Here is a 14,916-nt window from a genome sequence, read left to right as displayed (position 1 = left end):
CATGGGTAGGCCGGAACGCCAGAACAGTTGCATTCTCGCTCCCGCCGAGTGGGGGCGAAGATCTGCTAAAAGTGCACTGTCGCCGCAATAAATCCACCGTAATAACTCGTCTACACAGGAAGCTCGAATAGTACGCCTGCCACCGGCCATACTTTTGCCAATGCCCGACCGGAAGTGCCTCCGATATCGAGGATTGTAGGAGGAAAATCGCCGCTTCCCTCCAGACTTTCCAGAACGACTTGATCGGAAGAAGCGATACGCATACGCTTAAAATAACAGTTTCCATCCGCATCTTCGGCGATGACAGGCTGGTCGCGTAGGGATGTGCAGGCTGCCGACGGCGAAATCGCGTCTCTCACAACGAGATACTGATGGTCCAGTGCGATCGGCTCCGCGCTCTTTCCGACAACTTCGACTAGGCCCAGAACGCCAGCGGTCAAAGCAGCGATAGCAGCTTCACCTCCGCAATCGCGAATCTCATGTTCGGCACTACTCCCAATATACGGTTTGCTACGATCAAATATAATACCGACTATCTTGTGCAACGAGAAGGTCGTTTTTAGAGCCACGATGGGCGGAGCGATCTGTCGAGGATTGATCGCCTGAGCTACGAGGACTGCAATATCCTCTTGATTCTCCGATATTTCAAAGCGTCGCGCTAAAATTCGGTCATTGTTGAGCGCAACTACAAGGGATCTGTTCGAAGGCTCGCCGACGGACTTCGTAAGAAGAATATCGCCAACCTTTGCCACAGGCTCTAATGTTCGCGCGACCAAGCGGAACGCCGAGTGATCGTTCAGTATGACAGATAAACGCTCATGCTGCTGAAACTCGCTCATATCAACCAGACCGTCGGCATCGCGCCCATCGGTGCGGGCTGCAGCCCGACCCAGCAGCGTCAACGGTATCTCGCTAACCTTGGTTCTGTATCCTTCCGGCAACACGGCGGTCGGCAGTGCGGCGTGCAGAGCTTTCATGCCTCCGTGAAGCAATCGATGTTCCCGCGCCGTTTCGTAGGCTCTCGCAAGCGCCGGCCCCAATTTGCTTCGCAGATACTGTTCAACAATTGTTGCTTCGGCCATACCAAAGTTCTGACCGGTTGTGTGGTGCGAACCCTCCAGGTATTTCACCTCGGCGCGTTGCTTGCCCATAAGTTCTACCAGTGTTTTGAACACCGGAGCCTTCCAGGGCGCCTTTCCGGCCCCGTTCAAGTTTTCAAGTAAGCTCCGAAGCACGCCGAGCACCATTCCCGGCACACCCGGTGCCTCACCTCGCATCATCAGCTTGAGCATCCCTTCCACGTACACTCGCGCTCGATCGAGGTAGTCGACCGCCGCTACCGGCGTTTTCTCGATCAGTGCCTTTTGCCAGCGCCGATCAAGGCTCGCACCTTCAAGGACGACAGCACAATCGCGGTCAGGCCCTGGAGCTGCGATAAGAGCTCTCCTCCCTGTCATGCCGTCGAATGAAATGAGGTCGAGAAACATTTCCTCGTAGGTTGTGAGGAGCACCTGAACATTTACCGGAGAATTCTGCAGTGAGGCGACATATCGCGCCCATCGTGCCCGGTGATAGGTATCAAAGGTACCTTGCGGATCATCGAATGCTACGAGCGGCATTTCATCCATCCCTATTTGCTCTACCGCTTCCTCGCGCATTGCAAAAATAAAGCACCACAAGACGGCACGCAGCCATGAGCTGTTTGCGATCAAGGTGGCGTCGATGCAGATCTCTCCCGAAAGCCCCGCATGCACAACAAGGCCAGATTTTTTTTGAAGCTGTGCGCCTTTATAGTTCAGCCGTTCAGCCACTAAGAACTCATCCAGAAGCTCGCCCACGCGACCGGACAGATCGCCGATGGCCTGCCCCGCCACGAACTCGCAAAGCGCGCCCAACATCTTGAGCGGCGTAAGACTCTTTCCGATTTCAACCCGTTTCGCGATTTCATTCTCGTAGTCGTGAGCTTCTTTGCCCGCCTTCCAGGCGATACCCAGCGCTTCCACGGCCTTGCGATAAGGTTCGGCTTTACTCAATGCGTCCGAAAGCCTCTTCAAATGTTCCAGAAGCGTCTCATGCTTTTGGTCGTCTTCTTCCGATGCCAAAATGGCATTGTCATCCGACGCATCAGCCCACCAATCCCTCCACGCGGCGCAATGGCTCTCAAACCATTCCGAAATCACGACGGCACGTTCCATGATGACGATCCGGTCGGTGATCGGCTTTAGCCTCAGGTCCGAAGCGTCAACCAGGGTATCTGGCAGCTCATCGGTGGGCGCGCCCGCGATTGCCTCCTCTACGAGTTCGCCTAGCCGGACAAGGCATTTTGAGTAACTGTCATTCTGTAGAAATCGCTTGTTAATTTCATCGATGAGTTTCGATCGCGGCTCTGATGTGATGAATTCCGGTGTCATCTGCTTCACGATAGCGGGAAGCGCGGCATCCAGGGCGGCGGCTATAGCTGTGACATTGTCATCGAAGGTGCGCGCAGCCGCGTCGCCTGCCGACCGCAAGCTCTCCAGTTGTTCGACAAGTGCTTTGCCGAGACTAGCCTCACAGAGCGGGCAACTGACGATCGGACCTGCGGCATGCTCGGCATGCCACCTAGCGGCGATTGCTTTCAGTCTGAAGCGAGAATCGCTGATGCTGCTCTGGAGAAGAGCGGTCGCTTCATATCCAGCCCTTCGTGCGACTGCAATCGCGTCCGCTATCGCAGTTTTTTTGGCTGCGTCGAGCGCAGAGGCTAGTGATTCAAAGGCCTTCCAAGAATTGAGTCCGCCAAGCCCGACGCGAACCTCCTTCTCAGCTTCAGACAAACAGGAAATAACAAGCTTCTGGTTGGCGACACCCTTCAGGTCCAGCCCGGACATGAGATCGCTCGACACAACTCGGCGAATGCCGCCGCTCGCTCCCGTAACTGTTTGCCAAACGTCGCAAATGTTCCTTCAGCATCGGCGGTGTCGGATGGAGAAAAAATTGGGAGAGCCAACATCACAGGCTCAAGCGCTGTCTTTGCGGTGGCCAGCGCGACTTCGATCTCCTTTTTCTTCTGAGCAAGCTCCTTCGATCGGTAGGTCTGATATTCGCGCCCGCCATGGCAAAGGCCCACTGCGAGGAGTCCGATCTCGATCAGATCATCGAGTCCGGTCAGAGTTTGAATCGCCTCAGTCAGTTTGCTCGGCCCGTTTGCGAGGCGAAGTTGGCTCAGCCGCGCCGGCATCAGCAGGCCGGTTTCGATTAAGATCTCTGGCAGATTAAGCTTGGGATCAATGCTGTGACTTACGAGACCCTTGCCCAGCGACCGCTCCACAGTCGCGACCTCACCCTTCGAATTCTGAAATGTCAGAATCACACGAACAAGTGGGTCGACAACTAGATCTTGTTCTTTAGAGGGATAACACGCCACAGGCGGCCATGTGCCCACCTGTTTGCCGTTAGCTTCTGAGAATACTGGCTGCCGTTCGTGTGGCTGCCCGTCGTGTTGGTCGCGAGGCCGTTCGCCCGTCAGCGCCCAGATTATAGCTCCGGCAAGTGATGATTTTCCGCTGCCGTTCGGTCCCTCCAGCAGCAGGCTGACTTGATCAGCCTCCAACTTGAAAGGCGAGCCCTTCCATGTGTTTAGCCCGCCAAACCCCTCAGTTTGAATAAGCTGCAAGCGCCAGGGCCCCGATGCGGTATGAGAAACTCCTTGCATCGCTGCGGCGCCAGGGTCGTCACCCCCGTCGTACGCGGCGGCTAGGCCGGCCACAAAAGTCGGGGGAAGTTCGGTTGGCTTTCGCACTGAGGAGGCACGAAGATATGCAAACAGGCGACGCTGCTTTTGATCGCCCAATTCGAGGTATTGCGCTTTGCCGTTTGCGTCATTCCATGAAAGCGATTTGCCTTCGAGCAGACGACGTTCTATCTCTAGCTTTGTCAGCCTTGTCATGTTTCCCTCCCCACGGCCGAGCTATCACACTGGAGCACTTTGGACCAAAGTCGAGTTCGGGTGCGGCCGCTATCTCAGGCTAAAAAAAAGGTTCGAGTTCAATCGCTAGTCGTGAGCGATGTCCGCTTTTGAGCAGACCTTGATGTCTGCGCTAGAATGAAGCCGACGCTCTCTATGATGGCAACAGTAGTAAGTAAAAGATTGGAAATGCCATCATGAGAATGGTAGATCCAGCATCGGGATTCAAGTTGTGAGTTCGACCAAAATTAGTCCGAAAGCTTCCGAAGTTCGGCACTAAAAGCAACGCCTGGCGCTTGAGGGGAGCTGCCTTTGAGTGTTGCGGTGTCGGCAGAAAACGCGCCGACGAGTTTGACACTTACACGATCTCTGCCGAAGACAGATGCCATCTGCTGCTGCCGAGTATGAACATCGACCTCAATCTCAGCCGACAACTGACTCCCACTGATGGCATACGATCCGATGTAATACATCATCGAATCCCCGCCTCGAATCACTCCGTCTCGAAGGACGACAACGCCGGCGCCGGTACCCAATGGGGTGCCAAATCGGGCAGAATAAAGTCCATTTTTCATCGAATATCTCCTAAAAAATGCATACTAAAACTATCCGTTTGTGGTGGCCGAGGCAAGTTCGGCGATCCGGAGAAGGTGCGCTGAATCACCCCGTTCGGGCTGCTGGGCCCATCCGCGCGCGCACGGGTGGGCTGCGGCCGCGAGCAACGCGTCTCCGATGCCTCCGATGCTGGGCCCATCCGCGCGCGCACGGGTGGGCTGGGCCCTAGTGGATCGCGGAAGAATAGAGATTACGGTGACGCTGCACGCTTTGGAGCAGGTGCGGTCCGCAGGTCGAGCCGATCCGGAAGCTCCCGGCCTGGAGCGACCCTGCGCACCGCCTCCACAATGATATGTCCGATCCCAGCACAAAACGCTCCGCCGGGTTCCGATAGCGGAGCGTTCGCCCCGGAGAGAGCGGTTCGGCTCAACCCGCCGGGCTGCCCCGGCGTCCCATTGCGGCGCCGACTGCATCAGCTTCTGCGGCGAGCGCTGGGCCATAAACTGGCTGACCTCGCCGAGGGTCACATAGCCCTTGCCAGAGGTGTCGATCTGGTCGAAATGATCGGCCACGAAGCCCCGGCCGGCCGCCTTGGCCTGCTGCGCGATCTGGGCCGCGTCGGACCCGAAGGGTGGCGCCGCGTAGAAATCGCTGATCGCCGCCTCCAGCGCCGGGCGCGAGGCCTCGGTGTTGTGGGTCATGTGGCCGCCCTCGAACCACTTCACCGGGACGCGGCCTGGGAGGGTGGGGGCGGCCGGCCGGGCGGTGCCCGAGGACGATCCGGCGGCTGGCGGCCGCCGGCCGAAACCGCCGGGTGCGCCTCGCTGCAGCCCGGCGTTACTCCTCCGCACCCCCACAATCCTGCCCTGTCCCCGTTGCATCCCGCCCCTCCTTGTCCCAATTGTCCCGATCATGCTCTGATGCGGATCGAGACAATCGGGGCACAATCGTGCCGGGAAGGAGGAGGCCGCCATGTGGATGCCGTCGCTGGTCGACCGCGCGGGGCCGAAATATCTCCGCATCGCCGACGCCATCGCCGAGGACGTCTATGCCGGGCGGCTCAAGGTCGGCGAGCGGCTGCCCACCCATCGCGACCTCGCCTGGCGGCTCGGCGTCACCGTCGGCACCGTCAGCCGCGCCTATGCCGAGGCCGAGCGCCGCGGCCTCGTCGCCGGCGAGGTCGGGCGCGGCAGCTTCGTCAAGGCCGGCGCCCGGTCCCAGGCCACGCTCGACATGCCGGCCGTCGGCGGGCCGCAGACCATCGAGCTCGGCGTCAACCGGCCGCCCACCCATGTCGTCGCCCCGGAATACGCCGAGGCCATGCGCCGCATCGCCGGGTCCAACGCGCTCGGCGAGCTGATCAACTACCAGGCCCATACCGGGCGCTGGGAGCACCGCGCCGCCGGGGCGCAGTGGATCCGCCGCCGCGGCGTCGAGGTCGGGCCCGAGCGGGTGCTGGTCACCAGCGGCGCCGAGCACGCCATCACCGCCGCGCTGATGGCGTTCTGCGACCCCGGCGATCCGATCCTGGTCGAGGAGCTGACCTGGTCCGGCGTCCGCGCCCTGTCCAGCCTGCTGCGCCTGTCGCTCAAGGCCGTCGCCATGGACGGGGAGGGGATGATCCCGGAGGCGCTGGAGGCCGCGGCCCGCGCCTCGGGCGCCCGGCTGCTCTACACCACCCCGACGCTGCACAACCCGACCACCAAGACCATGTCGGTCGAGAGGCGGAAGGCGATCGCCGAGCTGTGCCGCGACCTGGGCATCACCATCGTCGAGGACGACATCTACGGAACGGTCGCCGAGGACCCGCCGCCGGCCCTGTCCAGCTTCGCGCCGGAGCGCAGCATCTACATCACCGCGGCGTCGAAGGCGATGGCGCCGTCGCTGCGCATCGGCTTCGCCGCCATGCCGGCCGACCGGCTGGGGCGGTTCAGCTCCGCCGCCCGCGCCACCAACTGGATGGCGCCGCCGGTGATGGGGCAGATCGTCGCCGACTGGATCGAGGACGGCACCTGCGACGTGCTGGCCGACCGCATAAGGCGCGAGACCAAGGCGCGCCACGCCGTGGCGGCGCGGGCGCTGGAGGGGCTGACCTGGCATAGCCAGCCCGGCTGCTTCCACATCTGGCTCGAGCTGCCGGAGCCGTGGCGGGCGCAGGAGGTGGTGGCGGCGGCGCGGCTGCGCGGCCTGGCCATGACCTCGACCGAGCTGTTCGTGCCCGGCCGGGCCGAGACGCCGCACGCCATGCGCATCACGCTCACCGCCGCCGCCGATGCCGAGGAGCTGGAGCGGGGCTTGAGGGTGCTGGTGGATCTGCTGCGGAGCGATCCGGATCTCAGTCTGGCGGCGGCGTGATGAGGCCGCGCTCTTACAAAACTGTCATGCCCGGGCTTGACCCGGGCATCCAGGAGATGTCGAGACCCTCTGGATTGCCGGGTCAAGCCCGGCAATGACAAAAGGGGGAAGGGCGTTTCCCGACCGACCACCTTCGAGACCTCGACCCGCAACCAGAAAGCCGATCCGTGACCGCCATCCTGTCGATCCAGTCCTCCGTCGCCTATGGCCATGTCGGCAACAGCGCCGCGGTGTTCCCGCTGCAGCGCCTCGGCATCGATGTCTGGCCGGTGCTGACGGTGCATTTCTCGAACCACACCGGCTATGGCAGCTTCCGCGGCCCGGTGCTGCCGGCCGACCAGATCGCCGAGGTGCTGCGCGGGGTCGAGGAGCGCGGCGTGCTGCCGGGCTGCGACGCCGTGCTGTCCGGCTACATGGGCGACGTGTCGCTGGGCCATGTCGTGCTCGACGCCGTGGCCAAGGTCAAGGCGGCGAACCCGCAGGCGGTCTATTGCTGCGACCCGGTGCTGGGCGATGTCGACCGCGGCTTCTTCGTCCGCCCCGGCCTGCCGGAGTTCATGCGCGACAAGGCGGTGCCGCAGGCCGACATCATCACCCCGAACCAGTTCGAGCTGGAATACCTGGCCGGGCTCGGCGCCGGGGTCGGCGACGACCGCGCCATCGCCACGCTGGACGACGCGCTGGCGGCCGCGCGCAAGGTGCAGGCGACCGGGCCGAGGATCGTGCTGGTCACCAGCCTGATCCGCCGCGACGCGCCGGACGACGTGATCGAGATGCTGGCGGTGGCGCCGGACGGGGCGTGGATCGTGGCGACGCCGCGGCTGCCGATCAGCGTCAACGGCTCGGGCGACATCACCGCGGCGCTGTTCCTGGCGCATTATCTCAGGAGCGGCGACCCGGCCACGGCGCTGGGCCGCACCGCCGGCACGGTCTATGCGGTGATGGAGGCGACGCATCTCTCGGGCAAGCGCGAGATCCAGCTGGTTGCCGCCCAGGACGCCATCGCCAACCCGCCGGAGCAATTCGAGGTGACAAAGGTGGAGGGGTAGGGGCTCTCACCGGCTTCGCCTCACGCACTAGAAACCTGAGCGTCACCTGCTCCTTCTTAGTCCTCCCTCCCCTTGCGGGAGGGGGCAGGGGGGGGGCTGCGCGCGTCCGCGCGCGAATGCGCAGAGAACAGGCCCCGCGGTCAGAGCCGGATCGCCGGAGCCCAGGCCGGTCTTGCCGGCGAGAACCCCTCCCCCTAGCCCCCTCCCGCAAGGGGAGGGGGACTCATTTTTCTTTCGGTCGATGCCATTACTGGCCCCCGAGATGGCCCTATAGACATTCCGGAAAAGTCTCGCGCTGGCGAAGGCCGGCCGGCCCAGACCGGCAACCAACTCGTCCCGGGAACTCGCCGGGGCATCGACCGGACGCAGGAAAATCGTCCGCGCCCCCCCATCTGGGAGATGCGCCACATCCGGTCTTATGCAGAATCGCCGCCGGTGCGGGTTGCCGCACCTGTTCAGCCTGGAGATCAATAAAAATGGCCGTCGTTAACGGAACCGCAGGAAACGACCTGATCCATCTGCTCGGCGACGGGGTGGTCCTGCCGCCCGGCTACACCGATATTCCGCAGGCGACCGCCTTCAATGACACGCTGAACGGTCTCGGCGGAAACGACATCATCCATGGCGGCGGCGGCATCGACCTGATCGATGGCGGCCTCGGCGACGACACGATGGTCGGCGGCGCCGGCGATGACGTGCTCACCGGCGGCGCCGGCATGGACCGGTTCGAAGGCGGCAGCGGCATCGACACCGTCAGCTATGCCGCCGCCATCGCCGGGGTGACCCTCAACCTCTTGAACGGCGTCGGCTCCGGCGGCAGCGGCAGGGACTCCTACGGCGACAGCGCTGTCGATATGGAGAATATCATCGGTGGCCTGGGCGGGGACACGCTGATCGGCAGCAATGCTGTCGGCAATGTCCTCAACGGCGCCGCCGGCGATGACGAACTCGACGGGCTGAACGGCGACGATACGCTGATCGGGGGGGCCGGCGACGATCACCTGACGGGCGGCAGCGGGGCGGACCAGCTCGACGGCGGCGCCGGGATCGACCTGATCGACTATGCCGGCTCCGCCGCCGTGACGATCAATCTCAGCACCGGCACCGCCAGCGGCGGCCATGCCGCGGGCGACACGTTCTCCGGCATCGAGAATGTCTACGGCGCCTTCGTCGTCAACGATATCCTGACCGGCTCGGACGGGAACAACCTGCTCGACGGGCGGGGCGGGAACGACATCCTCAACGGTCTCGGCGGCACCGACATCCTGCTGGGCGCCGACGATGACGACATCCTCAACGGCGGCGCCGGCAACGACGTGCTCTACGGCGAAGAGGGGGCCGACCAGCTCGACGGCAGCGCCGGCATCGACACCGCCAGCTACTACCTGCGTCCGGAAGCCGTCGTCGTCGACCTCGCCGCGGGGACCGGCAGCGGCGGCGCGGCCGAAGGCGACACCCTGGTCGGGATCGAGATCGTCAGCGGCAGCCAGGGCAGCGACACCCTCTCCGGCGATGCCGGCGCCAACACGCTGAAGGGCTGGACCGGCAACGACGTGCTCCGCGGGCGCGGCGGCGCGGACCATCTGGACGGCGGCATCGGCACCGACCTCGCCAGCTATTGGGGCGAGGCCACCGCGGTCACGGTGAATCTCGCCACCGGCATCGGCAGCGGCGGCAACGCCGCGGGCGACACCCTGGTCTCGATCGAGAACGTCAATGGCGGCCAGGGCGGCGATACGCTGATCGGCAGCAGCGGGGCCAATGCGCTGAACGGCTTCGAGAGCAACGACGTGATCAGCGGCGGCGCCGGCAAGGATCTGCTGACGGGCGGTGCGGGGGCGGACCGCTTCGCCTATGCGTCGATCGCCGACAGCGTGGTCGGCGCCAATGCCGACCGAATCGCCGATTTCAGCCACGCCCAGGGCGACACGATCGACCTGTCGCTGATCGACGCGAACACCGGCGCGCCCAACGACCAGGCCTTCAGCTTCATCGGCGCCGGGCTCTACACCGGCGTCGCCGGGCAGCTGCGCGCCGCCGTCACCGCCCCCGGCGTCACCACGATCGCCGGCGACGTGAACGGCGACAGCGTCTCGGACTTCCACATCCAGCTCACCGGCGCCTTCGCGCTCGTCGCGGCCGATTTCGTGCTCTGAAGCGATGAGGCCGGGGACGGCCGGCCGATTCCCGCTCTCAACCTTTATTGTCATTGCCGGGCTTGACCCGGCAATCCAGGGCCACCGAGAGCTGCTCTGAAAGCCCCTGGATCCTCGGGTCAAGCCCGAGGATGACAATAAAGTAGAGCGGAAACTCGACATCAAACACGCTTCGGTTGCGGTTCTGTCTGAACCGGCCAGCCGTGGGAGTGCCCGGCTGACCCGCCGACATGGCCTCATGGTCTGCAGGACGCCATGCGTCGGGCTGATCCCATCCTTCCGTGACCACCATCACCGGCGACAGGCGGCTCTGCTCGTGTAGTATCGCCGTGCCGGGGGGCACCCGGTTCTGCCGATGGGAAGCCATGCCCGATATTGCTTTGGCGGTGCTCGCCATATCCGTCCTGATCGTGCTGGTGGCGCTGCTGCAGCCGCTGGCCACACGCCTGTCGCTGCCGCATTCGGTGCTGATCGCCGGGCTGGGCATCGCGCTGGGCAGCGTCGCCAGCGTCACCGGCGCGATCGGCACCGGCGGGCCGCTGTCCGAATTCACCCATGCCCTGACCGGCGGCGAGATCCGGTCCGAGGCGATCCTGCACATCTTCCTGCCGATCCTGCTGTTCGAGGCCGGGCTGCACATGGATGTGCGGCGGATGATGGACGAGATGGCGCCGATCCTGACCCTGGCCGTGGTCGCCGTGCTGGTGTGCAGCCTGGTGGTCGGGGTGGCGCTGTGGGGCACCTCGAGCCACGGCCTGCTGCTGTGCCTGCTGCTGGGGGCCATCGTCGCCACCACCGACCCGGCGGCGGTGATCGGCATCTTCCGCGACGCCGGCGCGCCCAGGCGCCTGACCATCCTGGTCGAGGGCGAGAGCCTGCTGAACGACGCCGCGGCCATCACCCTCTACATCGTGCTGGTCGGCCTGCTCACCTCCGGCGGCGGCGGCCATGGCGAGGCCGATGCCGGCGGTGCGCCGCTCCTGTTCCTGCGCTTCTTCATCGGCGGCGCGCTGTTCGGCTTCGTCGCCGGGCGCCTGGCCTTCATGGTGATGCGGCCGCTGAACCGCTACCCGGTGGCCGAGGTCGCCTTCACCCTGGCGCTGCCCTACATCGCCTACATCGTGGCCGAGCGCTATCTCCACGTCTCCGGCGTCGTCGCGGTGGTGACGGTGGCGCTGGTGGTCGGCTCCACCGGCCGGGTGCGGATCTCGGCCGAGGGCTGGGAGGGGCTGGAGAAGGTGTGGGCGCTGCTCGGCTTCTGCGCCTCGACCCTGATCTTCATCTTCGCCGCCATGCTGGTGCCGGAGTTCCTGCGCGACGCCACGGTCGAGGACGGCGTCCTGCTGCTGGTGCTGATCGTGGCCGCCTTCGCCGCCCGCGCCATCGTGCTGTGGGGGCTGCTGCCGGTGCTGACCTGGCTCAAGATCGGCCAGCCGATCAGCACGCCCTACCGCGTCGTCATCCTGTGGGGCGGCCTGCGCGGCGCCGTCACCCTGGCGCTGGCGCTGGCGGTCAGCGAGAACCCGCTGCTGGGGGCCGAGGCGACGCATTTCGTGGTGGTGCTGGCCACCGGCTTCGTGCTGTGGACGCTGCTGATCAACGCCACCACGCTGCGGATCGTGATGCGCTGGCTCGGCCTGAACGCGCTGAGCGCGACCGAGCTGGCGCTGCGCGACCGCGCCCTGCACCAGGCGCGCGAGGGCATCGCCGAGCGGATCGAGGAGATCGCCGCGGAGCAGCACCTGGCGCCGGAGGTGGCGAAGGAGGCGGCCGAGGCCTATCGCAGCCGCCTCAGCGGCCTGGCCAGCCGGCCCTTCATGCTGGACCCGAAGGAGCGCGAGCGGATGGGGCTGATGGCCCTGGCCAACCGCGAGCGCGACCTGGTGGTCGAGCATTTCGACCAGAAGCTGATGTCGCGCCGCACCACGGTCGACCTGCTGGCCCAGGTCGGCCGGCTGCACGACGCGGCGATGACCGGCGGCCGCGCCGAGTACCTGACCGCGGCGTCACGCAACATCGGCTTTGGCCCGAGCTTCCGCCTCGCCATCCTGCTGCAGCGCTACACCGGCTGGGAAGCGCCGCTGTCCAGCCGCATCGCCGACCGCCTCGAGATGCTGAAGGTCTCGCGGATGATGATCGAGATGCTGAAGCGCCATGCCGAGGCCGAGATGCGCCGGCTGCTCGGCGCCGAGGTGTGGCAGTCGCTCGACGCGGTGCTGACCACCCGTCTCGATGCCGTCGTCGCCGCGATCGAGGCGTGGCGGCTGCAATATCCGGACTATGAGCGGCGGATGTCCGAGCGCTTCCTGCGCTGGGCGGCGCTGCGGCTGGAAGCGGCGGAATACGACGAGCTGCGCAACCAGCAGTTCATCAGCGGCGAGATCTACGAGGACCTGCAGCGCGACGTCGGCCGGCTGTACGAGACGCTGCAGAAGCGGCCGCAGCTGGACCTCGGCCTGAGCACCGCCGAGCTGGTGCGGCGCCTGCCGTTCTTCCAGGGCCTGTCGGAGGAGCGGATCGAGCAGATCTGCAAGCTGCTGAAGCCGATCTTCGCGGTGCCGGGCGAGGCCATCGTCCAGGCCGGCGAGCGCGGCGACACCATGTATTTCATCTCCTCCGGCGCGGTCGAGATCGGCCGCGGCGGGCGCAAGTTCCGGCTCGGCCGCGGCGATTTCTTCGGCGAGATGGCGGTGCTGATCAGCGGCCGCCGCACCGCCACCGTCACCGCCATTGCCTTCTGCAAGCTGCTGGCGCTGACCGGCCGCGACCTGCAGGCCCTGGCCAGCGCCCATCCCGACCTGCGCCGCACCATCACCGAGGTCGCCCGCGCCCGCAGCACCGAGACCGAACGGACGATCTCGGCGCTGGGGGAGGAAGAGGCGGTGTGAGACCGTTGTAAATGCTACTGGTGCGGCCGTCTGACGGCGGTTTCTCCGCTTCCGGTGCTCACGCACCAAACGTGCGCTGCGCTCCGGTTCTCGAAACCACCGCCAGCCGACTCACACCAGCGCATTTCCAAACGGTCTCTGAAGCGACGCCGAGGCAAACGCCGCCTCAGAGCGGCCCGCGCTCCCAGGGGCCGGTGATGGCGAAGGTGATGCCCGGGGTCTGGATGTTGACGAACAGGGTGCGGCCCTCCGGGCTCCAGCAGGCGCCGGCGAACTCGCTGGCGCGGTAGTCGCCCTCGCCGATGGTCTTGCCGGCATCGGCGATCTGGCCGGCGGTCAGCTCGACATTGTTCTTCAGCAGGTAGAACGGCGCGCCCTGGCGGGTCAGCGCGACCAGCCGGGTGCCCGGGCCGTAAGTGTCCGGGCTGCCGGAAGGCGCCGCGTCCGGGTCCTCGCACAGCACCACGCCGCCGCGCGGGCTGACCGTGACGTTGTCCGGATTGTGCGCCGCGATCTGGCTGTCGCTGACGAACAGCGCCCGCAGCCGCTGGCTGGCCAGGTCCAGCACCCAGACCGCGCCGTAGCCGCGGCCGAGCCGGCCGCTCGGCTCCTTGCCCGTGCTGGTGTCGACGATGAACATCCGGCCGTCGGCGTAGAAGATGCCCTCGCCGCGGCTCATCCGCAGCCCGCCTTCGGCCCAGCTCTGGGCGAAGGGGCCGCTCAGCGTCTCGCCGGCGCCGATGTCGGGGAAGCCGATCGGCGCGGTGACCGCGTCCATGTCCGGCTGCTCGATGTCGATCCAGTCCAGCTGGTACTCGTCGCCGACATGGGCGACCACCAGGTCGGCGTTCGGGCGGCGGCGGACGCGGGCAGCCTGCAGCCGGCCGCCATGGTCCAGCGCGCCGTAGCGGCCCGAGCGGTCATCCGGGATGAAGCGGTACAGCCCCGACTTGTTGCGGTCGTCCTCGGTCAGATAGATGATGCCGGTGCGCGGATCGACGGCCACGGCCTCATGGCTGAAGCGGCCCATCGCGACCAGCGGGCGGCCGGTGGTGCGCTCGGCCTCCGGATGCACCTCGAAGACGTAACCGTGGCGGCGGCCGGCGGTGGACCGGGCGTTGGTCTTGACCTCCTCGCAGCTGAGCCAGGTGCCCCAGGGCGTGCGGCCGCCGGCGCAGTTCTGCAGGGTTCCGGCCAGGCTGGCTTCGGCCGAGACCCAGCGGCCGTTGCGGAAGCGCAGCGTGGTGGTGCCGCCGCCGGCGCGCGAGCCGCTGGTGTCGACCGTGCCGGTGTCGTAGGTGCCCGGCGCGGTCATCGAGGTGGCGGCGGCGCTGATCTCGTGGTTGCGGACCAGGATCAGCTCGTCGCCCCGGTCGTGACCATGGCCGTGACCGTGACCATTCCCGCGGCCGAAATCGAACCAGCGGCCGCCCTTGCCGTGCATCACCGCCATGCCGTCATGCTTGGCCGGGACCGGCTGGCCGTCGGCCATGCGATCGCCGGTCCAGGAGAACGAGCTGTAGCGGAAGCCGGGCGGCAGCAGCAGCAGCGGCAGGCCGGTGCTGTCGTCGGCGGTCGAGGCGAGGGGGCCGTAGGGGCTGCGGACCGGCGCGGTCCAGTTCTCGCCGGTGGCGGCGGCCTGGGCCTGGCGCTGCGACAGCGCGCCCAGGCTGCCGATCGCGCCCAGGGCGAGGGCAGCGCCGCCGCCCTGGAGGAGGAGGCGTCGGGAGGTGGGGATGGACATAGGGTCTCCTGCTGGCTGTCCGTCGACCCGGGTCGTGCCACGCCGGCCGGCGAACGCCTGAGGCGGGGAATGGCTGCCCATGGTCAAGGGAATCACTGACGGCCGAGCTATAGCCGAGATCAGATAAAGTTTTGTTAAGGTGACTCGACTTTGCAAAAGAAATAAAATCAGGGTTTATATTTCGTTTCATATTTGTTGCGATCATGTTGCTGTTCGAATTTTCTGA

At 65.5% G+C, this 14,916-nt stretch carries 10 protein-coding genes; 4 read left to right on the top strand and 6 right to left on the bottom strand.

Annotation, left to right across the window (positions count from 1 at the left end):
* Positions 1–110: 110 nt before the first annotated feature.
* The 4 genes from QFZ27_RS29170 to QFZ27_RS29155 form a co-directional block, all read right to left on the bottom strand.
* A complete protein-coding gene (locus QFZ27_RS29170) occupies positions 111–2,867 on the bottom strand; it encodes a hypothetical protein (RefSeq protein ID WP_429229957.1) in 2,757 nt (918 codons plus the stop codon).
* Positions 2,849–3,925, bottom strand: coding sequence for an ATP-binding protein (locus tag QFZ27_RS29165; protein WP_429229956.1), 1,077 nt, complete (start codon positions 3,923–3,925; stop codon positions 2,849–2,851). The genes QFZ27_RS29170 and QFZ27_RS29165 overlap by 19 nt, the downstream gene beginning before the upstream one ends.
* Before the next feature lie 266 nt (positions 3,926–4,191).
* A complete protein-coding gene (locus QFZ27_RS29160) occupies positions 4,192–4,518 on the bottom strand; it encodes a hypothetical protein (protein WP_429229955.1) in 327 nt (108 codons plus the stop codon).
* Positions 4,519–4,548: 30 nt separating this feature from the next.
* Entirely contained in the window at positions 4,549–5,199 is a 651-nt protein-coding gene (locus QFZ27_RS29155; protein WP_429229954.1) for a hypothetical protein, read from the bottom strand.
* A gap of 271 nt (positions 5,200–5,470) precedes the next feature.
* On the opposite strand from QFZ27_RS29155, the gene QFZ27_RS29150 reads away from it, so the two are divergent.
* From QFZ27_RS29150 to QFZ27_RS29140, 3 genes are all read left to right on the top strand, one after another.
* Positions 5,471–6,853 carry an aminotransferase-like domain-containing protein gene (locus QFZ27_RS29150; RefSeq protein WP_429229953.1) on the top strand — a complete coding sequence of 461 codons (1,383 nt, stop codon included), beginning with the start codon at positions 5,471–5,473 and terminating at the stop codon, positions 6,851–6,853.
* Between the two features lie 167 nt (positions 6,854–7,020).
* Positions 7,021–7,902 (top strand): pyridoxal kinase PdxY, encoded by an 882-nt coding sequence (gene pdxY / locus QFZ27_RS29145; RefSeq protein ID WP_429229952.1) that lies wholly within the window; start codon positions 7,021–7,023, stop codon positions 7,900–7,902.
* 476 nt (positions 7,903–8,378) lie between these two features.
* A complete protein-coding gene (locus QFZ27_RS29140; protein ID WP_429229951.1) occupies positions 8,379–10,058 on the top strand; it encodes a calcium-binding protein in 1,680 nt (559 codons plus the stop codon).
* Between the two features lie 37 nt (positions 10,059–10,095).
* Here the strand turns inward: QFZ27_RS29140 and QFZ27_RS29135 are convergent, their stop codons facing one another.
* On the bottom strand, positions 10,096–10,455 hold the full coding sequence (locus QFZ27_RS29135; protein ID WP_429229950.1) for a hypothetical protein: 360 nt from the start codon (positions 10,453–10,455) through the stop codon (positions 10,096–10,098).
* On the opposite strand from QFZ27_RS29135, the gene QFZ27_RS29130 reads away from it, so the two are divergent.
* Positions 10,424–12,946, top strand: coding sequence for a cation:proton antiporter (locus QFZ27_RS29130; protein WP_429229949.1), 2,523 nt, complete (start codon positions 10,424–10,426; stop codon positions 12,944–12,946). The genes QFZ27_RS29135 and QFZ27_RS29130 overlap by 32 nt on opposite strands.
* A gap of 166 nt (positions 12,947–13,112) precedes the next feature.
* Here QFZ27_RS29130 and QFZ27_RS29125 read toward each other — a convergent pair whose 3' ends face one another.
* A complete protein-coding gene (locus tag QFZ27_RS29125) occupies positions 13,113–14,690 on the bottom strand; it encodes an alkaline phosphatase PhoX (RefSeq protein ID WP_429229948.1) in 1,578 nt (525 codons plus the stop codon).
* Positions 14,691–14,916 lie beyond the last annotated feature (226 nt).

It is taken from the genome of Inquilinus ginsengisoli (assembly GCF_050434925.1).
GTDB lineage: Bacteria > Pseudomonadota > Alphaproteobacteria > DSM-16000 > Inquilinaceae > Inquilinus > Inquilinus ginsengisoli_B.
Note: the sequence above shows the minus strand (reverse complement) of the source record. Positions and strands in the feature narration are given on the sequence as shown.